Here is a 19,310-nt window from a genome sequence, read left to right as displayed (position 1 = left end):
CCCCGGCCGCCGTCCGGTGGGGCCGGGGCATCCGCTCCCCCGACGAGGCGGCCGAGGGCCGGGAGGGTCAGGCGCCGCTGTCGGCGAGCCAGTTGCCGTGGAACCCGAACGGGACACGGGAGGGCAGATGGATGGTGGCCACGGGGGCGGCACCGAGGTTGTCCGAGTCGAGGAGGACCAGGTCACTTCGGTCGGTGCCGGCGTCGTAGACGTAGGTGGCGAGCCAGCCGAGGCCGCCGGCCTTGTCGTCGGCGGCGACGAACGCGGCCTCACCAGGTGTGCGGCCGGAACCGAAATCGTGTGCGGAGGAGGCGCCGGTGGTGAGGTCGTAGCGGACCAGGGCGTTCCCGCTCGTCATGTGGCCATAAGTGGAGTTGAGACCGAGCAGCCGGTCGTCCGTGCGCGGGAACTCGCCCGAGCGGTCGTCGACCTGCTCTTCACGGACCGTGCCGGTCCTGGGATCGATGGTCCATTTCCACAGGACGGCCGAGGTGTCCGCGGACGGCTTGTCGTCGGCGGGCTTCCGCCACAGTTCCGGGTAGCGCATTGCATGCAGCACGATGGTGCCGTCGGGCGCGTCGTAGGCGTTGAGGGTGTGGAAGATGTAGCAGGGGTCGATGTCGAACCACCGGACCTCCCCGTGGGGGTCGTTCCGACGCAGGACACCGAACCGGGCGCCGTAGTCATCGCTCCAGGTGTAGGGCATCGTTCCCATTTTGGCGGCCTGGAGGTCGAAGACGACGGGCAGGTCCATGAATACGACGTGCTCGGCGGTGAGCGCGAAGTCGTGCATCATCGTCGGTCCGGGCACCTCGATGGGCCGGCTGATGACGAGCTCGCCGTTGGCGTCGGCACGGTGATAGGTGAGCAGGGTCCGGCCCCGGATGGCGTGGCCGAAGAAGTGCAGCTCCCCGGTGACCGGGCAGGTCTTCGGATGGGCCGTCATGGCCGTGTTCAGCCGCCCGCCGAAGTCGTAGGGTCCCTTGGTGTCCAGGTCGCAGGTCAGCTCGTACGGCAGGGCCGTCTCGACCAGGGCGAGGGTGCGCCCGGCATGCCGTACGACGTGGGTGTTGGCATTGCCCGCGGTCAGATCCCGGTTGCCCTTGTCGTCCGTCATCTGCGCGCCGTCGGTGAACTTGGTGGTGCGGACCCAGCGGTTGCGGTAGGAGACGGCGCGCCCGCCTTCGAGGCGGACGCCGTGGATCATGCCGTCGCCGAAGAACCAGTGCCCGGAGGCCACGTCGGCCGGGTTGGGGCCGTTGCGCAGGTACCAGCCGGACAGCTCGGGCGGGAGGGTTCCGGTCACGGGCAGGTCGTAGGCGGTGAGTTCCTCGGTGACCGGCGCGTAGTTGCCGGCCAGATGCTGCGGAGTGTCATTCATGGTGTCACCTCGATGACAGGTTCGGAACGTATGCAGGGGCCACTGCGGCTCCTGCGCGGAAAGCCGGGCTGCGGCGGAGGGGTTGCGGCAGCGAGCACCGTGGACGAACTCGCTGCCGGCTCCGGCGGACCCGGCCACGGAAGGGCCAAGGGGCTCAGTCCGTCATGTCGGGCTTTCCCCTGGCCAGGAGGCATGCTGCCGCCACCAGACCCGCGGCGAGGACCGCGGCGGCGACGAAGTACCCGTACTGCGTGGCCACGGCCATGTCGTGGAGACGGTCGGCGGGCGCGACGGGGTGCATATGGGTGAGGACGACCGTGCCGATGACGGCCACCCCCAGGGTTCCGCCGAGTTGCCGGACGGTCTGGACGATGCCGGAGGCCTGCGGACGGTCGGCGGCCGGCACCCGGCTGAGGGCGTCGGTGTTGACCGGGGAGATGACGAGCCCCAGCCCGAGACCGACCAGGATCATGCCGGGAACGTTGGCCAGGTACTCGATCCGGGTGAGCGACAAGGCCCACAGGACGCTACCGGCGGTGGTCAGGGACAGCCCGGTCAGCAGCGGAGGCCGCGGTCCCGAGCGGTCGTACCAGCGTCCGGCTATCTGGGCGCCCAGCATGAGCGGCAGGATGAGCGCCAGCGAGGCGCAGCCCGAGCGGACCGGTCCGTATCCCAGCAGGTTCTGCGTGTACAGCGACGCGTACAGCACCAGCCCGATCATACTGAACTGCGTGGCCAGCAACACGATGACATTCCCGTTGAAGCTGCGGTGCCCCAACAGCTTGATCTTCACCAGGGGGTCGGCGGAGCGCAGTTGCGTGGCGATGAAGACGGCGGTCAGCGACAGGCCGACGGCCAGCACGGAGAGGGTGCGGGCTGAGCCCCATGTCCACTCGGACGCTTCCTGGAGCCCGTAGACGGTGGTGCCGACAGCGAGCACGAGCAGCAGTGCCTGAGGGACGGACACGGTCAGGCCCGGCTGCTTGGGGTTGGCCGGACGGGCCCGCCTGATCAGGAGGAGCGCGGCCAGGCCGACGGGTACGTTCAGCCAGAACACCGCACGCCAGCTGACCCACTCGGTGAGTGTTCCGCCCACAAGGGGCCCGAGAGCCAGAAAGAGCTGGCTGATGCCCGCGTAGATGCCCATGGCGCGGCCACGCATGGAGGCGGGGAAGGCATTCATCACGATGCTCGAACTGACCGGCATCATCAGCGCCGCCCCGAGGCCCTGGGCGATGCGGGCCGTGATGAGCCAAGCCGGTCCGGCCGAGGCGGCCGGTGCGAGTCCGCACAGTGCGGAGGCGGCGAAGAAGATCCAGATGCCGACACGGAACGTGGTGACCGGGCCGAGCTTGGTGCCGAGTTTGCCTCCCATGGCAACGGTCGCCGCCATGGCCAGGACGTAGGCATTGACGATCCACTGCTGCCCGCTCGCCGACAACGACAGGGACTTCGTCATCGTCGGCAGGGCCACGGTGACCACCGTCTGGTCCAGCATGATCATGGCCAGTCCGCCGGTCATGGCGATCAGCGTCGTCCAGGCCGCGCGGCTCGGCCGGCCCGTGACGGCTTCCTGCTGTGCGGTCATGCTCATGCTCGCACCCCTGTCCGCCGGGCCAGGCCGGCCCTGCTGTCGATCACGGCTGAGTCCTCGGTGCCGCCGGAGCTCACCGCAGCGGCGGCACCGGCGGTCTTCGGGCCAGCGGTGGATACGCGGCTCAGGACCAGGAGGACGGACCCGAGCAAGGCGGCCGGCGCGGCACGGCCCGCCGCATCCGCGCCCAGTACGGCTGTACTCGCCGCGAACAGGACCCAGGAGGCCAGGCCGAGCAGGAAAAGGGAGACTCTCACGGTTTCTCTCCGATAGCGGAACGATTGGTGCACTCGCCATGCTGGTCGGAGCGGCAGGACTTAGCGTCCGTCGAATGACAGAGATCTCGGGGCCATCGGCGCATGCCCTGCCCCGTGCGCCGCCCCGTGGACGTGCCGGTGCGGCAGACCGCACGATCCCCGGTGTCCGTGAGCCCCACCGCGAAGACGGGGCGGCATCGTGGGCCCGGCGTACGCAGCGCGCTGGTCATGGCCGCGGAAGCTCATGTCGGTTCCCTCAGAGCGGACGCTGCGACCGTGCGCGGACTGCGGCTGCCAGCTCGATACGGCTGGCCACGCCGAGCTTGGCCAGGCTGTGGGAAACGTGGGTCTGCACCGTGCGGGTCGAGACGGACATCGCCCGGGCGATGTCCGGACCGGACAGACCGGCGGTGACCATCTCGGCGACCTGGGTTTCCGTAGGGGTCAGGGCGTCCCATCCCGTGAGCGGGCGATAGCGGTTGCGGGTGTCCTTCAGCCGTACGTCGAGTGCGCGCAGTCTTGCCCTGACACGTTGGGCGACTCCGGCCGCGCCGGCGTTCAGGGCGATTTCCAGGGCTTGCCGGGCATACTGCCGCGCCTCGTCTTTGGATCCCGACTTCGCGGCGGCCACCGCCGCCTCTTCCCACGCGGTCAGTGCCGTGAGCGTCTCGCCGATGGACTCCGCCTCCGCCGCGGCCGCGCATGCCTTCGCCGTCGCGGCGCCGGGGTCCGGACACGCGAGGGCCTCCGCCAGCCGTACCGAGGCCGCGAGCGGGGGCGGCAGCGGACGCGGCAGCTGCCGCAGGTCCTGGGCGATCGTCGCGCAGAACGCCTCGTCACCTCCCAGCAGCGCGGCTCGGCCGAACTCCGGGGCCACGGTGGTGAGCCAGGTGTACAGGTGCTGCTCGGACGCGGTCCGCCACACGGTACGGGCCAGACGTGCGGCCTCCGCGTACCGCCGGCGCGCCTCCAGCAGCGACACCTCTGCTCGTCCGGGCTGCGGAAGGCCGAAGATGAGCGGCCTCGGCTCGCTGTTCCAGTGTGCGAGCCGCGTCTCGGCAGCGTCCGGATCGCCCCGCAGGACATCGATCATGGCTCGTGATCCCACGGCGTGCGAGGTCCAGCCGAATTCCATCGAGTCCGCGAGTTCAAGACCGGCGTCGAAAGCGGCGGCCGCGTCGTCCAACCGGCCTGCGCTCATATCGATCGAAGCACGCAGGAGCTGGTGGGGGACGCTCTGCCACTGCGCCGCACGCTCGTCCGCCAGCCGCTGGACCTCCCGCACGGCGTCGTACGCCGCTCGCGGGCCACTTGCGGCGAGCTCGACGAACGGAGGCCAGATGTCGCTGGAAGACCCTTCATACGGTCTGACGCCTCGGGACATGTGCCGGCGTGAAGCCTCCCAGGCCAGCTCCACGGCCAGATGAGGGGATCCGGTGAGGCACAGCCGTACGGCCTCCGTGACCAGCCCGGTCAGCGTCAGGGCCAGCGGGTTCGCGGTCGGTGGCCGCAAAGCCAGCGGCTCCAGGCCGCCGAGCTGGGTCAGCTGGCGGTGCTGCTGCTGGAGGACATCACGCGCACGTGAGGGCGAGGCCTCGTCGAGGGCCTCGTTCATCAGGGACAGAGCCTCGTGGGCCTCGCCCCGGGCGCTCAGCGCGAAGATCAGCACCAGCCGGAGCTCATCGGTCTGCCGCGGCTCGGTGGCATGAAGGAGCGCGGTGCGCGCCACGGTCTCCGCCTGGGTCATCTGACCCGAGCGGGACAGCGCTCGCGCCCGCCGGACGGCGAGCGCCACACCGGCCATGGACGCCCCCGTCGCCGCCGTGGGGAGAGCGAGCAGGTCCGCCTCCACGGCCGGGGCGTGGGCGAGATCGTTCTCGGCGTCCTGGACCGCGGAGAGAACTGCCTTCGGAGTGGCTCCGGACGCGATCACGTGTCTGATGCGGTCGGCGGGGTCCGCCTGCTGTGCAGCGGCGGAGTGGAGGACCCGCAGCAGCGGGGCGGGGGTCCCGCGCTCGACGGCGACGCGGTACCCGGCGTGGGTGAAGCCCAGCAGCTCGTCGGCGTCGAACGACGCCACCCCGCGGTCGACCAGGACCTGCACGGCCTCCACGAGTCTGATCGGCTCCAGCTGCGCGACCGCTGCGATCTCCTCCGTCGCCGCGGGCCGCCCGAGGACGGCGAGGATCCGTGCGACCTCTCTGGCCGGGCCCTCCAGCGCCTGTACGGCGGACGTGACGGCTTCGTCCAGGGAGCGCCGGGTCATGTCGTCCGCCTGGGGGCCGGGACGCAGTTCCAGCACGTCGCCGGTGTCGAGGACGCCGGCGCGATCCAGGTCGTCGAGCAAGGTGGTCAGGCGCAGCGGGTTGCCCCGGTGCGGCAGCAGCGCCGAGCGCAGGCGGCCGGTCGGCCACCGTCCCGTGTGCTCGTGGACCAGGGCGTCGACATCCCTCTCGTCCAGCGGAGGCAGCACGGTCTCGCGGACGATCGGACTGGACAGCAGACGCTTGAGGTATTCCCGCTCGGGGCTGGGCCGCCGCCCTACGAGCAGGGCGAGCGGGAGATCACGGGATGCCGCCACCATCCGGTTCAGCACAGCGAGGGAAGCGGCGTCCGCCTCGTGCGCGTCGTCGATGACGAGGACCAGCGGAGCCGTCGCACACAGGGCGTCGAGACGTGCCAGCAACCTGTCCTCGGCGTCGGCGGGCACCGGGGACGCGAGGTCCACACCGAGAAGACTCTTCGCCAGCCCGTACGGCGCCTTGTCCGCCAGGTGAGCTGCCCCGGCCTGCCGGAGCGAGGCCGAGGCATCCGGCAGCGCTTCTCGCAGCTCGGAGCACACCTCACGCAGCGTCCAGCTCTTACCCGCACCCGTCCCACCCGTGACGACGAACGCCGACGGCCCCTGAGAGCCGGGGGCGAGGGCACGGCCCAGGCCTTGAGCGAGATAGGTGCCAAGACCCCGACGACTGCTCAGGCCCGGTTCGTTCATGGCGACAGCGTAAGGGCTGTCCGGTGATCTCCGGTGCGCACGGCGTCAGGTGCCGTCGCCCCGATGACGTGGACGTACCCGGGCGCTCCGACAGCGGCGAGGAGCGGTGCCGGGCAGCGTGGGCCAGGCAGGAGCCGAGAACGGCCCAGGTGTACGGCCCAGTGCCGTTGGCGCCGTCGGCCGTGCAACCCGCCAGCGGGTCGGGGGACTTGCCACTCCCGATCGCAGCCGGCCTTCAACGACGCCGTGGAGCCGGGCGCCGGCGACCGCGGTGGAGTCGGCTTCGGGCCGGGCCGGGCCGGAGGCGTCGGTCGCCATGAGAAAGCGGGTTGTGTGGTGCCGGCACGGTGGGTGACGGCTGAGAATGGGCGGTGTGCACCAGGGCCGAGAGGGTCGGGCCGTGGTGTCAGAGGGCGATCAGCCCCGCTGGTGTCTCCCGGAAGCCACAGGCATCGAAATAGAACGAACGCAGATGTTCCTCGAAGTCGACGTGGAGCCACTCGCACTTCGCGGCACGGGCCTCCTTGGCCGCAACTGCGAGAAGCTCGGTGCCAACCCCTCTCGACCGAAGATGCCGGGCGACCACCGTATCCAGAACGAAGGCGTGTGCTCCGCCGTCCCAGACAACGTTGACGAATCCGATCAGGGAGCCGTCTTCCCACGCGCAGACCCAGCCGAGGCTGTGGCGCTCAAGTCGTGCTCGCCAGTCGGTCTGAGTGACCGGGGAACCGAAGCCGTCGGCGTGCAACGCGTCGAGGAATGCGTTATCGAAGTTGCCCCGCCACTCGTACTTGATCGTCACGCCCGGATCATAGTGCCCGGTACGGCACTGCCCCGAATGGATTACCGGGCGAGGGGAACCCGTTTGCGGAGGAGTTGGAAGCCGGCACGGCGGAACATCTGGCGCTTGAGCATCTTGACCCGGTTGACGTGGCTTCAAGGGTTCGACCGGCGGGCACCTCACCTGCTCTTAGGTAGTCCTCCGCCAGTTCCCTCAACCAGAAGACATAGCGGGTGCGGTACTGCACTTGCTCGCAAGCCGACAGGCACCCAGGGCTTATCGATGATGGCGCCGCACACTGCGTCGAGGAGCCCCTCCCCCACGAGGACGCATGAGCCTTTGAAGGATTCCACCACCTCCCACGTGTCCAGGATGGTCCATTGGTAGCCGCCGTCCTTGCCGTCCCAGGACACACCCTCGTCATCAGCGGAGCCGCACTCGGTGTGGATGGCTGCGACGAGTATCCCGAGCGCCTGCAACGGGCGAGGCTGCGTGCGAAGTTTCCTTTCCCGGGTGCAGCTCGGCCATCTGCCCCCGGGTTTCGTGTTTTCCGGCCCCGATGCGGCCGTCGGCAGGGCTCCCCGATTCCTTTGGACCAGGAGTTTCCCGTCGTGTCTTTCTCCGCGCTCGGCAGCCGCTGGCTCGGGGCCGGCTTGGTGGTGGCCTCGCGGCCGCAGTCCTCCCGACGTGGGGGGGTGCCCCTATGGGTTTGGTCAAGCTGATGGGGCGGGTTGGGGGTCGTGGAAGGTGCCGTCCCGGAGCATCGCGAAGAGCACGTCGGCTCGTCGTCTCGCGAGGCAGAGGAGGGCCTGGGTGTGGTGCTTGCCCTGGCTGATCTTCTTGTCGTAGTAGGTGCGGGAGGCCGGGTCGGCCAGGGCGGCGAACGCGGAGAGGAAGAAGGCCCGCTTGAGCTGCTTGTTTCCTCGCCGGGATGGTTGCTCGCCGCGGATCGAGGAGCCCGAACTTCGGGTTGCTGGAGCGAGGCCGGCGTAGGCGGCGAGGTGGGCGGCGGAGGGGAACGAACTGCCATCGCCGACGTCGATGAGGATCCGGGCTCCGGTCCTGACGCCGATCCCCGGCATGGACGTCAGGACCTTGGAAAGAGGGTGGTTCTCCAACGCTTCCTCGATCCGCGCGGCCAAGAGTTTGCGCTGGTCAAGGACGGTGCTGAGGGAGCCGGCCAGGCTCGGGACGATCAGCGCGGCCGCGTCCGTGCCCGGGACCACGACGGTCTGTTCGTCCAGCGCGGTGAAGATCTCTTCGACCAGCCGCTCGGCCATCCTGGGCGCCTTCGGACGTATCAACGTGATCAGCCGTCGGCGTCCGGCCTTGCGGATCTGGGCCGGTGACCCGAACCGTTCCAGCAGCATCAGAACGGCCGGGTGCTGGATCCGCGGACCGAGGACTCGTTCAAGATGCGGGTGGACCTGTGTCATCAGGCCGCGAAGCCGGTTGCTGATCCGGGTGGCCTCGCCGGCCAGGTCGTCGTCGAACCCCACGATCATTTCCAGCTCGGCGATGGTCTCGTCCTCGAGATCGACCGAGCGAAGGGTGTGCGGCATGACGCGGGCTGCGTCCGCGATGACGAAGGCGTCGCGGGCGTCGGTCTTGGCCTCGCCGGGATAGAGATCGGCGATCCGTCGCATCGTCAGCCCGGGCAGATAGGCGACCGGGCAGCCCATGTCCCGGGCCACCGCCAATGGCAGAGCCCCGATCGAGGCCGGCTGATCGACTACAACCAGCACAGTTCCGTGTCTGGCCTGCAGCTTGCCGAAGACCTCGCGGAGCCTGGGCTCGCTGTTGGGAAGCCGTTTGTCGAAGGCCTTCTTCCCCGCAGGCGTGACGGCGGTGGCGTGGTGTTCGCCTTTGCCGACGTCCAGGCCGAGGAAGGCACCGATCTCGCTGGTGTCGATCACGTTCGTCCTCCGGTCGTCCCCACCCGGCCGTCCCACGGCACCGATCGCCACATCCACATTACGAAGAGCCTCCCGACCTGCGAAGAAGCCGGTGGTCATGCCCCTAATCAGCGGTCTGTCGATGCCTCCGGAGCCGGTGACACCACCCCCCAAGACATGCGATCGACAGGGGGAGACAGTCATGCCAACTCCGGAGGCCGGGCGCCTCGTTGCGAGGCACCAAAAACGGTAATGGGGAGGGCGGGGAGGACAGAACGCTCGGGTGGATATCCCGGGTGATGCGGGTGTCGCTGTGCCCCTGGACGAAGTCGATCTTCGCAAGCGGCGCGTAACAGGGGCCAGACACTTCTTGATCACAACCGGGCCACCATGGTCTCCCGGTGTGGAGCCGAGGGGCCGTCGACGCGTCGTGTGCCACCGGGTACGCGGAACCCATGACTGTGGCCACCTGCCACGTCCGGGGAGGGGCGGCGTACCGGGTGTGCTCCGCATCCAGTACTACGACCAGGGGGCCAGTTCCGGGGTGTATCACTCCCAAGACGGAGGGGAGTTGTAGCCGCTCGGCTGACGTAACCGGCGCGCGTCACCTGAATGATCATTCCTGACCAATCATGTGACCGGGAGGAACAATTACGTGCGTAGAAGGATTCTCGCGACCCTGATGGCTGTCAGTGTCACGGCGATACCGGCCCCAGCGCTCGCCAGCTCGACCGCCACCGCCACCGCCGCTCCGGCCGGTAACCCGTCGTCCGCCGCCTCAACCGGCTCTTCGTTTGCCGCCGAAGGTGCGCTGGACCGTTACGTGCAGCAGAAGCCGCAGTGGAAGCGGTGCCAAGCCGACTCTCCGGCGGAGTTCGAGTGCGCCACGATCGAGGTCCCGCTGGACTACCGGGCTCCCGGGGGCAAGCGGATCGGCCTGGCCATATCCCGGATCAAGGCCACCGCGCCCGGCAAGCGACACGGTGTCCTGTTCTCCAACCCGGGCGGCCCGGGAATGCAGGGGCGCTACATGCCGATGGGGATGCAGGACCGGCTGCCCGAGTCCACCCGGCAGAAGTACGACCTCATCGGTTTCGACCCGCGCGGTGTGGGAGAGAGCAGCCCGGTCTCCTGTGGTCTGAAGCCGGAGGAGGAGGACTGGCTGCGGCCGTACAAGGAGAAGACGTTCGACAAGGACGTCGCCTGGGCGCGCGACGTAGCGAACAAGTGCAAGGAGAAAGCGGGCGACACGCTCCCGTACATCACCACGCGCAACACCGCGCGCGACATGGATCTGCTCCGGGCGGTCCTCGGCGAGAAGAGGATCTCGTACATGGGCACTTCGTACGGTACCTACCTGGGCGCCGTCTACACCCAGCTCTTCCCGGGCCGGGCCGACCGGTTCGTGCTGGACAGCGCGGTCGATCCTGCGCACGCCTGGCGGGGGATGATCCAGTGGTGGGCGAAGGGCGCCGAGCCGGCATTCGACCGGTGGACCGAGTGGGCCGCCGACCGTTCGGAGAAGTACGGCCTCGGTGACACTCCGAAGAAGGTCGACCGGACCTTCTGGAACTTGGTCGCGCAGGCCGACGAGAAGCCCATCGAGATGGACGGGCGGCCGAACACCGGTGATGACCTCCGGAGCGGTATCCGCTCGGCGGTATTCACCCCGGAGTACGCCACCGAGGGAGTCGTGGAGCTGAAGAAGGCCGCGGCCGGCAAGCCCGCCTCCACGAAGAAGCTCGCGGCCTTCGCCGGAGCCGGAGGGGCCGGTACGGCAGGCGCCGCCGGCGACGCCGAGGCACCGTCCGACAACGGGACGGCGAGCCTCCTGGCCATCGTGTGCGGCGACAACTCGGCTGTCTGGTCCCGCGACCCTGAGAGCTACCGGCGCGACGCCGTCAAGGACAAGGGCCGTTACCCGCTCTTCGGGGACTTCGCGTCCAGCGTCAAGCCCTGTGCCTTCTGGGACAAGTCCGTGGAACCGGCGACCAGGGTGAACAACGGCGTCGGTTCCCTGATCGTCCAGAACGAGTGGGACCCGCAGACCCCGCTGCCCAGCGGCCAGGCCCTGCACGCCGACCTGAAGGGCTCGAAAATGGTCACCGTCCTCGGCGGCGAGGGCCACGGCGTCTACCCGAACGGCAACGCGTGCACGGACGGCGCGGTCGCCGACTATCTGCGCACAGGCAAGCTCCCTGCGAAGGACGTGACCTGCGACGCCACGGCCGGCCCGAACGCGGAGGCACGGAAGAACCAGAGGCCGGACGTGCTTCCTGGGTCACCGCTCCCGGGGCGCGCCCCGGACCGATTCTGAGCCCGGTCGCATCGCCCGTTGCCGGTCGGTCGGACTGAAGACTGAAGGTGGGGCTGGGCCTCCCCACCAAGAGGCCCAGCCCCACCTTCAGGAGCCCCCGCCCCATCGCGCGTCGTCGGCGCACAGGAGGAGACATGCCTCCCGTATCGCCCGTACTCCATCCGCGGTGGCCTTACGCGACTGGCGGCGGGGCCCGTTGACGGCGCTCGACCCGGCCACCGGGCGGTGGAGTCACAGGTCGTGGAGGCGGCACCCGTGTTCAAGCGCACGCTCTACGCACATTTCCGGACCAAGAGCGACCTGGTGATCGCCCACCTCCAGGACCTCACCTCGTCGGGGGCCACTCTGGAAGACGTGCTGACTCGCGAGGACATCCCCCCTGGAACGGATCCTCGGGCTGTTCGACCCCGTGCCGGACGGGACACCGGTACGAGGATGCCCGTTCATCGACGCCGCGGCGGAGTTCCCCGATCCCAAGAGCGCGGTCCGCTCCTACGCCCGCGAACAGAAGCTGCGGATGATACGACTGGTCACCACACTGGTGACGGAACTGGGCTGCTGCGAACCCGCCGCACTCGCCGAACGACTGGTCACCCTCGCGGACGGGGCGGCCAGTCGTGCCATGGTGCTCGGCGAAGCGGACTACGGCCGACACGCACGGACGGCAGCAAAGACCCTGCTCGCGCGCGCCCTGCCGAGCACTGTCTGACGCGGAGGAGTCGGCAGAAGGACACTCCACCGTCCCAACGCAAGACCCGAGTGACTTCACGACGAACCGACATCACAAGCTCGGTCAGAAGACGACTCCCTCAGTCACCTCGAATCGACTCCCCTCCCCCACTGAGACGCACTACCCAACTGGCGTAGACGGGTTCGGCACAAGCCTCTTCGAACAATTCGGGACGGACCCCGCCCTCGTCGCGAACTCTCTGCCAACCGCTTCGGCCAGGGTCTGGTCCGGTGGTGTCGTCCAGAGCGAGGATCATCCCCGCGGGGACTGTAAGACGTTCGGTGTAACTCCCGATCATGGAAGATGCATCGATGACCAACGAGAACGTGTCCGAGTCCGAGACCGCCGAGACCGCCGAGACATGAAGGCTGTCGGCGGAGGCTGTGGATGACCAGTTGATCGACGAGCTGATGAGTCGCGCGCAGGCCGAGGGCTGCAGCTGACTGGTGAGAGCGGGCTGATGCAGCAGTTGACCAAGCGGCTGCTGGAGTCCGCTCTGGAGGGCGAGATCACCGACCATCTCGGCTATGACAAACACGACCCGGCGGCAGCTCGCGTAACGGCACACGCTCCAAGACGGTGTTGAGGGACGTCGGACCGGTGGAGACAACCGTGCCGCGCGACCGCGCCGGCTCCTTCGAGACGAGGATCGTGCGGCCCTCCACACACCGCCCCGAGTTCACACCCGCCCATGACAACCGGTCCGATCAAGCCAGTTGCGGACAGATCAATGACTTCCGATATCGCTCGGTGTTCCCCAGACTGCTGTCATGGCAACACCTTCCCATTCGCCACGATCCCGGAGACACCGCCATGCCACGCGTACTCCTCGTCGAAGACGACCCCTCCGTGCGCGAGGGCGTCGAGATCGGGCTGCGCCGGCGTGGGCACGAGGTCCTCGCCGCCGCGACCGGTGAGGCCGGTCTGAAGGCACTTCGTGCGTTTCGCCCCGACCTCCTGCTGCTCGACCTGATGCTGCCCGCCATGAGCGGCGTCGAGGTGTGCCGCCGGGTGCGCGCGACCAGCCAGCTGCCGATCATCATGCTGACCGCGCGGGGCGACGACGCCGACATCGTCGTCGGCCTGGAGACGGGTGCGGACGACTACATCGTCAAGCCCGCCCGTAGCGAGATCATCGAGGCTCGCATAGGTGCCGTGCTGCGCCGCGTCGAAGGCCCGGTCGGCACGAGGCCCGCCGTTGAGTACCACGATGAACTCGACATCGACCGCGCCGGTCACAGCGTCGTCAAGTCGGGCGTTCAAGTCGCCCTGGCGCCCTCCGAACTGAAGTTGTTGCTGCACCTGTCCGCCGTGCCGGGACAGGTCTTCAGCAGGCAGCGGCTCCTGGAGGAGGTCTGGGAGCACAGCTACCACAGTGACGTCCGGCTGGTGGACGCCTGTGTGCGCCGGCTGCGCGCCAAGATCGAGAACCCGTCCCAAGATCCTCGGTACATTCAGACCCTGCGCGGCTTCGGCTACCGCTTCGGTCCGCTGTGAGGATGCCCGGTGCGGCCGCCGCGTTCGGGCTGCGCACCCGGCTGGTGGTCGCGTTTCTGCTCGTGGCCGCTGTCAGCGCCGTCACGACCGCCGCGTTGACTTATCGGGAGGCGCGCAGCGCGGTCCTCGTGCGTGCGCAGGACACCGCCGTCGTCTCCTTCCGCGAGGAGGCCGAGCGGTTCGTCCCCAGCCTGCCCCTGGACGTGGAGTCGCTGCGGTGGAACCTCTTCGACATCGCGGCGCGCGCCAAACCGCATCCGTGGATCGTCTTCGCCGAGTACGGCTCGTTGCGCGTCTCCTCAAGTGACAAGTCCGTCTCCGGCGTGCTGACCACGGAGCTTCGCCGCACCGCGCTCACTTCACCGCACGGCAGCTTCGAGCGGGTCGTCAAAGACGGGAGCGCGTATCTGACGATCGGGATGCCGGTGATGACCCGGGTCGTCGCCGGCGGCGGCGCGGTGCCGAGCGGTCTCGTCCTCTTCGCCGTGATGCCCATGACGAACGAGGAGGTGGACATCGACGCCCTGGTGACCGCTGCCCGCGACGGCGCGCTGCCAGGGCTGGCCGTGGCCCTGGTGCCCGCACTGCTGTCGGCGCGCAGCGTGCTGCGCCCCGTCCGTGAACTGCGGCGTGCCGCGCACTCCATGGGTGGCGGACAGCTCGACACGCGTATCCCCGTCCATGGCCGGGACGAAATGGCCGATCTGGCCAGGACGTTCAACGAGTCGGCGGCCCGCCTCGAACGCTCCGTGCAGGAGTTGCGGGACGCCGGGACACGGGCCCGGCGCTTCGCCTCCGACGTCTCGCACGAGTTGCGCACCCCACTCGCCGGTATGCTCGCCGTCACGGACGTGTTGGACGAGGACGCCGCGGCGCTCGCCCCGGACACCGCGCGGGCGGTGCGCCTGATCAGCGCCGAAACCGGCAATCTGACCGTACTGGTGGAGGATCTGATGGAGATCTCCCGCTTCGACGCCCGCGCGGCGGAGCTCAACGCCGACGAGGTGGACGCGGCGGAGGCCGTGCGCAGCACCCTGTCCGGCAGGCAGTGGCTCGGCCGGGTCCGTGGGGAGCTACCCGGCGGTTTCCGGATCCGCCTCGACCCGCGCCGCTTCGACGTCATCGTGGCCAATCTGGTCGGCAACGCCCTGCGCCACGGTGCCGAACCGGTCACTGTGCGGCTGTCGGCACACAAGGGTGCGCTGATCACCGAAGTGCACGACAGCGGCCCCGGGATCGCGCCGGACGTGCTGCCGCATATCTTCGACCGTTTCTACAAGGCGGACGCCGCACGTTCCCGCTCGTCGGGCAGCGGCCTCGGCCTGGCGATCACGGAGGAGAACGTACGGCTGCACGGCGGCACGATCCGCGCGGAGAACGCGCCCGGCGGCGGCGCGCTGTTCACTGTGGAACTGCCTTTCGACGGGCCCGCGTCCGGCGGCCCACCGGACGGTCCGTCGCCCGCGCATGATGCGGGGACGAGGGACAGCGGCGGCCGGACGGGGGCCACCGCGTGAGGAAGCCGGCGCCGCGTGGGCGTCGAGCGGCCCGGATCGCCGCGCTGCTGGTGCTCGCCGGGGGCCCGCTCACGGGCTGCGGTGTCCGGGAGACGGCCGTGATCGAGGCCGGAAGGCCGGCTGTCGCCGATCTGCTTCCCCCGCGCGAGGGACGCGTGCTGCTGTTCTTCTTCTCCCCCGACAACGAACTGCTGCCCGTGCCACGGACCGTCGAAGTGCCGTGGCGAAGCGGCAACGCGGGCTCTGCCGGGCCGGACGACTCGTCGGCCGGGCCGGACGACTCGCACGGACAGAACGGCTCCGGCGGTTCGATCCCGGCCGGTGAGGGGACGAGCGAGTCCCTCACGCCGCTCGTGGCCGTCACCGCCCTGCTCGCCGGACCGAACAAGGCTGAACAGCGGGCCGGGCTGCGCAATGCTCCCTCGTTGCCCGGCGCGGCATCCGTCGCGGAACGGATCGTGACGGGTCGCTCCGCCGTCGAGGTCGAACTGCGCCTGCGGGTCAAACGGCTGACCGGCCCCGCCCGCGACCAGATCGTCTGCACGACCGCGTACGCGGCGCATGCGCAGGGGGCCGTGTCCGTGAGCCTGGTCGGGCAGGACGGGCGCCTCGCCCCGGCCGACTGCCCCGTTCGCCCAGTCAGGGTGTCGGCACGCTGAGCCGTGACCGAGGGCGTACGGACGGCCGGGGGGACCGGTCGCACTGGCCAATCCCCGAGTGACGCGGCGGGGTTGATGCCGACCGTGCCGGCCCGGGTGGCACCCGGCCGTCCGGAGGATCTGGGGTGACCCGCCGCGGATGGCCGGCGGTCCGGGCGGATCACGGCGGATTCGAGGCTTCCCGGCGGACCCCGCACGGAAAGGAAGCGGCCCGCCGGAACTTCCGTTCCGGCGGCCCGCTCTCCTCAACTCACTCACCCGGGGCCGTGCCCCGCCCGTCGGAGTTTCACCCCGATCGCACGCCGCCCGTGGGTTCCGGCCCCGTGATGCCTCACTTGCCGAAGAAGGCGTTGTGGATCGTGACGGTCGACTGGTTGCCGGCCTTGTCGGTGACGACGGCCTTGAGCGAGATCGCCTTGTCCTTCGCCGGGGCGCGGACCGTGATCTTGTCCGCCTCGACCGGGGTGGGCAGCCACGTCGTGCCGTCGTAGGACACCAGGACCCGCAGGGTCTTCAGGTTGGCGCCGGCCGCCGCGCCCTGCACCTTGACGGGCACGGTCTGCTTGCCGCCCGCCGGAACGGTGGAGTCCGACGCGAGCTGCGGCACGAAACGGACCGTGGAGACCGGGAGCGCGGTCGGGGTCTCGGTACGGGCCGATTTGAAGGTCCACGAGGCGTCGATCCGGGTCCCGGTGCGGTTGAACTTCGGGTTCCGGTGGATCGTGGTCGACACCGTGTACGCGGCGGAATCCGACGGCAGTGTGAAGGGCTCCTGGTCGATGGCGGCGTCCTTCTGCACGTATAGCTCGCCATTGCGGTGGATGGTGGTGCTCGCGTCTGAGTACTCGGCGAAGCCGGAATGGCCCGCCCCATCACTGACCAGGGGGAACGCGCCGCGGATGTCGTCGCCGTCGCGGACGATCCCCTCGTCCGCGTTCATCCGCGGCCCCATGACACCGATGTTGAGGTCCTCGGTGTAGGTCTTCCCCGCAGTGAACCGCTGCGGACCGCCGAGCTCGTACACCGAGTCGAAGCTGCGGGAGCCCGTCGCGTCCTTCTCGCCGAGTACGCCCGCGACGATGTTCCAGGCAGCGCCGCCCGCCGTGGACAGATACACATTCCGCGTTCCCGGTGCCGACTGCACGGAGAAGGGGGCGTCGACGCCGCCTCCCCAGTCCAGCAGGCCGTGCGCCGCGAGGGCACCGTCGAGGCCGGGTACGGACGACCCGATCCTCGTCTTCACCAGGGCCATGTCCTTGGCCGTGTAGCTCTTGCTGTATCCGGTGGCCAGCTCCTGGACCGGGCCGCCGGTGAGGACGTCGTATTCGGTGGTGCCCCGCTCCCAGTTGGCGGACCACTGCTGGGCGAGGGAACCGCTGTCCATCTTGGGACCCTGGTACGAGGTGCGGAGGTTGTCGAAGCTGCTGAACTCGGCCCCCTCGATGATGTAGGTCTCGGGTGTGCTCAGGGTGTTCATCACTCCGGCACGCGTGGGGCGTGCGGCCGCGTCCGGCACCTTGAAGGTCACCGGCCGCGTGGTCCGGGCGTCGAGGGTGACCGTGGTGGGACCGGTCACCGAGAGCTGCGGATTGTTGATCAGATCGGCGCCCTTGTGCGGGGCCGCGGGGTCGACCAGCATGTTGGCGGCGAGGCTGTAGGTACCGCGCGGCAGCCGGACCGTGGTGGAACCCGACGACAGGTCCGGGAAGAACCGCTGGCCTGTGGCGGACTCGCGGTAGCCCTTCAGGTCGGCCTGCCAGCCGGTGCTGGGCTCACCGTCCCGTCCGATGGTCTTGAAGGTGACGTCGTACGACTCGCTCTCACGCTCCGCGGCTGCCGCGGTGCGCACGGTCTGGCCGCCCCCGGACGCGACGACCGTGGCCGAGTAAGAGCCGTCGACCGCACCGCCGAGCCGGGTGTCGGCCGTCAGACCCACGGAGGCGGTACCGCCCGCCGGGACCGTGATCCGCTGCGATTCGAGGGCGAAGAACCCGGCCGCCGCGGGCTTTCCGTCCCCGCCGGTGGGTTCCGCCAGCGACAGGTCCAGGGTCACGTCGGCGGTGCCGTTGTTCCGGTACGTCACCTGCTTGGTGACGGGGGTGTCGTCGGTGTGGGGCCACGGCTGGCTGCCCAGGTTGACGGAGCCCGGTTCGGAGACGAGCGTCTGGTCGATCGCCTTGTCGACGGCGAGCCGGCCCGCGCCCTGTTGGAAGACGGACTGGGAGCTGCCCTTGGCCGATCCCGTCAGGACGGCCTTGATCTGTGCGCCCGTCCAGGTGGGGTTCTTCTGTTTGAGGATCGCCGCGGCGCCCGCGACGTGCGGGGTCGCCATCGACGTGCCGTCCATGCTGATGTATCCGGGAGGGTTCTGTCCCACGGTGCCCGCCGCCGCGGCCGCCGTGATCCCCACACCAGGCGCGGTGATGTCCGGCTTGACGGCGCCGTCCCCGGTGCGGGGCCCGACGCTGGAGAAGTCGGCGATCAGGTCGTTGTCGTCGACGGCTCCGACCGTCAGGGCCGCGTCGGCGCTGCCCGGCGATGCGACCGTGCCCCGTCCCGGCCCGCTGTTGCCCGCGGCTATCGCGAACAGGATGCCCTTCTCCGCGGAGATCTTGTTGACCTGGGCTTCCATCGGGTCGATCCCCACGGTGTCGGGGCTGCCCAGGCTCATGCTGATGATGTCGGCGCCTTGGGCGACGGCCCAGTCGACCCCCGCGATGATGCTGGAGTCGTCACCGATGCCCCGATCGTCCAGCACCTTGGCATTGATCAACTGGGCCCCGGGTGCCACGCCCTTGAACCGCGAGTCCTTCGCCCCGGTTCCGGCCGCGGTGGAGGCCACATGCGTGCCGTGACCGACATGGTCCCGGGCGTCCGCGGAGCCGCTGAAGTTCCGCTCAGCCACCACCTTGCCCGCCAAATCCGGGTGGGTGGCGTCGATTCCGGTGTCCACGACAGCGATCTTCACACCCTTGCCGTCGTACGAGCGGGCCCAGGCAGCCGGGGCGCCGATCTGACCGGTGCTGCGGTCGAGCGACGCCTTCCGCACGCCGTCCAGCCAGATCCGCGAGATGCCGGAAGCCGTGGCCGCCGAACCGTCGCTCCGCCGACGGGTCAGGGCGTCCCACAGCGCGCCCGTACTGTCGGTGGTGGCAGCGGTGGTGACGGCATCGGCGTCGAGGGCCGACAGGGTCCGGCGGACGGAGGTGCCGTCGGAGGAACGCACCTCGGCGCGGGCGGACTTGGCCGCCGATCCCCGATAGCCGACGATCACCTTGAGTCCCGCCCGGTTGGCCTTGCGGCTCTCCGGCTTGGCGAGTGCGGTGATGTCGAACAGCCGCTGGTCCAGCGTGCCGTCGGCGATCAGCCGCCGGGCGTCACGCGGCACCACATAGGTACGGCCCTTGTAGGTCTGGGTGAAGAAGGGTATGTCCTCCCGGCCCTTCGCCCGCTGGATACCGCCTGCCCGGCCACGGGAGTCCACGAAGACCCGGTCCCCGGTAATCAGGGTGACGGTGTGCTGAGTCCGGCCGTCAGCCCCTAAGTCCTTTGCTGTAACCGGGGATTCCTTATCCAGGCCGCTGATCTTCGCCGATGCCGGGCCGGTCATGCCCGCCGTGAGGGCGACGGCCGCAGCGACGACGGCACACGCCTTCTTTGATTGTCTACGCAAGATTGCCCCTGCTCAGG

At 69.5% G+C, this 19,310-nt stretch carries 12 protein-coding genes and 1 pseudogene; 6 read left to right on the top strand and 7 right to left on the bottom strand.

Translation table 11 applies throughout. The features are described 5' to 3' along the window. Positions 1 to 67: 67 nt before the first annotated feature. From OG285_RS35590 to OG285_RS35565, 6 genes are all read right to left on the bottom strand, one after another. The gene (locus OG285_RS35590) at positions 68 to 1,381 is read right to left on the bottom strand and encodes a carotenoid oxygenase family protein (RefSeq protein ID WP_371793408.1); all 1,314 of its coding nucleotides are present in this window, start codon (positions 1,379 to 1,381) and stop codon (positions 68 to 70) included. Positions 1,382 to 1,535: 154 nt separating this feature from the next. Beyond that, positions 1,536 to 2,975 carry an MFS transporter gene (locus tag OG285_RS35585; protein WP_371793407.1) on the bottom strand — a complete coding sequence of 480 codons (1,440 nt, stop codon included), beginning with the start codon at positions 2,973 to 2,975 and terminating at the stop codon, positions 1,536 to 1,538. Further along, complete coding sequence (locus tag OG285_RS35580; protein WP_371793406.1) at positions 2,972 to 3,232, bottom strand: hypothetical protein; 261 nt, start codon at positions 3,230 to 3,232, stop codon at positions 2,972 to 2,974. Before OG285_RS35580 ends, OG285_RS35585 begins: the two co-directional genes overlap by 4 nt. Positions 3,233 to 3,488: 256 nt before the next feature. Further along, positions 3,489 to 6,224: a LuxR C-terminal-related transcriptional regulator gene (locus OG285_RS35575; protein WP_371793405.1), complete on the bottom strand. Its 2,736-nt coding sequence runs from the start codon at positions 6,222 to 6,224 to the stop codon at positions 3,489 to 3,491. A 406-nt stretch (positions 6,225 to 6,630) separates the two neighbouring features. Further along, positions 6,631 to 7,026 (bottom strand): GNAT family N-acetyltransferase, encoded by a 396-nt coding sequence (locus tag OG285_RS35570; protein WP_356835746.1) that lies wholly within the window; start codon positions 7,024 to 7,026, stop codon positions 6,631 to 6,633. Between the two features lie 692 nt (positions 7,027 to 7,718). Next, positions 7,719 to 8,921: an IS110 family transposase gene (locus OG285_RS35565; RefSeq protein ID WP_371793404.1), complete on the bottom strand. Its 1,203-nt coding sequence runs from the start codon at positions 8,919 to 8,921 to the stop codon at positions 7,719 to 7,721. Between the two features lie 661 nt (positions 8,922 to 9,582). Between OG285_RS35565 and OG285_RS35560 the strand changes: the two genes are divergently transcribed. From OG285_RS35560 to OG285_RS35535, 6 genes and pseudogenes are all read left to right on the top strand, one after another. Continuing rightward, positions 9,583 to 11,217: an alpha/beta hydrolase gene (locus OG285_RS35560; RefSeq protein WP_371793687.1), complete on the top strand. Its 1,635-nt coding sequence runs from the start codon at positions 9,583 to 9,585 to the stop codon at positions 11,215 to 11,217. 409 nt (positions 11,218 to 11,626) lie between these two features. Continuing rightward, positions 11,627 to 11,926, top strand: a complete 300-nt coding sequence (locus OG285_RS35555) for a TetR family transcriptional regulator C-terminal domain-containing protein (RefSeq protein WP_371793403.1) — start codon at positions 11,627 to 11,629, stop codon at positions 11,924 to 11,926. A 431-nt stretch (positions 11,927 to 12,357) separates the two neighbouring features. Then, positions 12,358 to 12,619, top strand: a pseudogene (locus OG285_RS35550) (transposase); the annotation flags it as partial. A gap of 141 nt (positions 12,620 to 12,760) precedes the next feature. After that, positions 12,761 to 13,444, top strand: coding sequence for a response regulator (locus tag OG285_RS35545; RefSeq protein ID WP_371793686.1), 684 nt, complete (start codon positions 12,761 to 12,763; stop codon positions 13,442 to 13,444). A 2-nt stretch (positions 13,445 to 13,446) separates the two neighbouring features. Then, on the top strand, positions 13,447 to 14,961 hold the full coding sequence (locus OG285_RS35540) for an ATP-binding protein (RefSeq protein ID WP_371793402.1): 1,515 nt from the start codon (positions 13,447 to 13,449) through the stop codon (positions 14,959 to 14,961). After that, positions 14,958 to 15,620 (top strand): hypothetical protein, encoded by a 663-nt coding sequence (locus OG285_RS35535; RefSeq protein ID WP_371793401.1) that lies wholly within the window; start codon positions 14,958 to 14,960, stop codon positions 15,618 to 15,620. The genes OG285_RS35540 and OG285_RS35535 overlap by 4 nt, the downstream gene beginning before the upstream one ends. A gap of 331 nt (positions 15,621 to 15,951) precedes the next feature. Here OG285_RS35535 and OG285_RS35530 read toward each other — a convergent pair whose 3' ends face one another. Continuing rightward, positions 15,952 to 19,230: a S8 family serine peptidase gene (locus OG285_RS35530; RefSeq protein WP_371793685.1), complete on the bottom strand. Its 3,279-nt coding sequence runs from the start codon at positions 19,228 to 19,230 to the stop codon at positions 15,952 to 15,954. Between the last annotated feature and the right edge of the window lie 80 nt (positions 19,231 to 19,310).

Source organism: Streptomyces sp. NBC_01471, from assembly GCF_041438865.1.
In the GTDB taxonomy this organism is placed as follows: domain Bacteria; phylum Actinomycetota; class Actinomycetes; order Streptomycetales; family Streptomycetaceae; genus Streptomyces.
Note: the sequence above shows the minus strand (reverse complement) of the source record. Positions and strands in the feature narration are given on the sequence as shown.

What these genes read in the sequence shown, in the direction of transcription:
- OG285_RS35590 (WP_371793408.1), bottom strand. Translation starts at nt 1,381, where the DNA reads ATGAATGACACTCCGCAGCATCTGGCCGGCAACTACGCGCCGGTCACC.
- OG285_RS35585 (WP_371793407.1), bottom strand. Translation starts at nt 2,975, where the DNA reads ATGAGCATGACCGCACAGCAGGAAGCCGTCACGGGCCGGCCGAGCCGC.
- OG285_RS35575 (WP_371793405.1), bottom strand. Translation starts at nt 6,224, where the DNA reads ATGAACGAACCGGGCCTGAGCAGTCGTCGGGGTCTTGGCACCTATCTC.
- OG285_RS35560 (WP_371793687.1), top strand. Translation starts at nt 9,583, where the DNA reads ATGGCTGTCAGTGTCACGGCGATACCGGCCCCAGCGCTCGCCAGCTCG.
- OG285_RS35545 (WP_371793686.1), top strand. Translation starts at nt 12,761, where the DNA reads ATGCCACGCGTACTCCTCGTCGAAGACGACCCCTCCGTGCGCGAGGGC.
- OG285_RS35540 (WP_371793402.1), top strand. Translation starts at nt 13,447, where the DNA reads ATGCCCGGTGCGGCCGCCGCGTTCGGGCTGCGCACCCGGCTGGTGGTC.
- OG285_RS35530 (WP_371793685.1), bottom strand. Translation starts at nt 19,230, where the DNA reads ATGACCGGCCCGGCATCGGCGAAGATCAGCGGCCTGGATAAGGAATCC.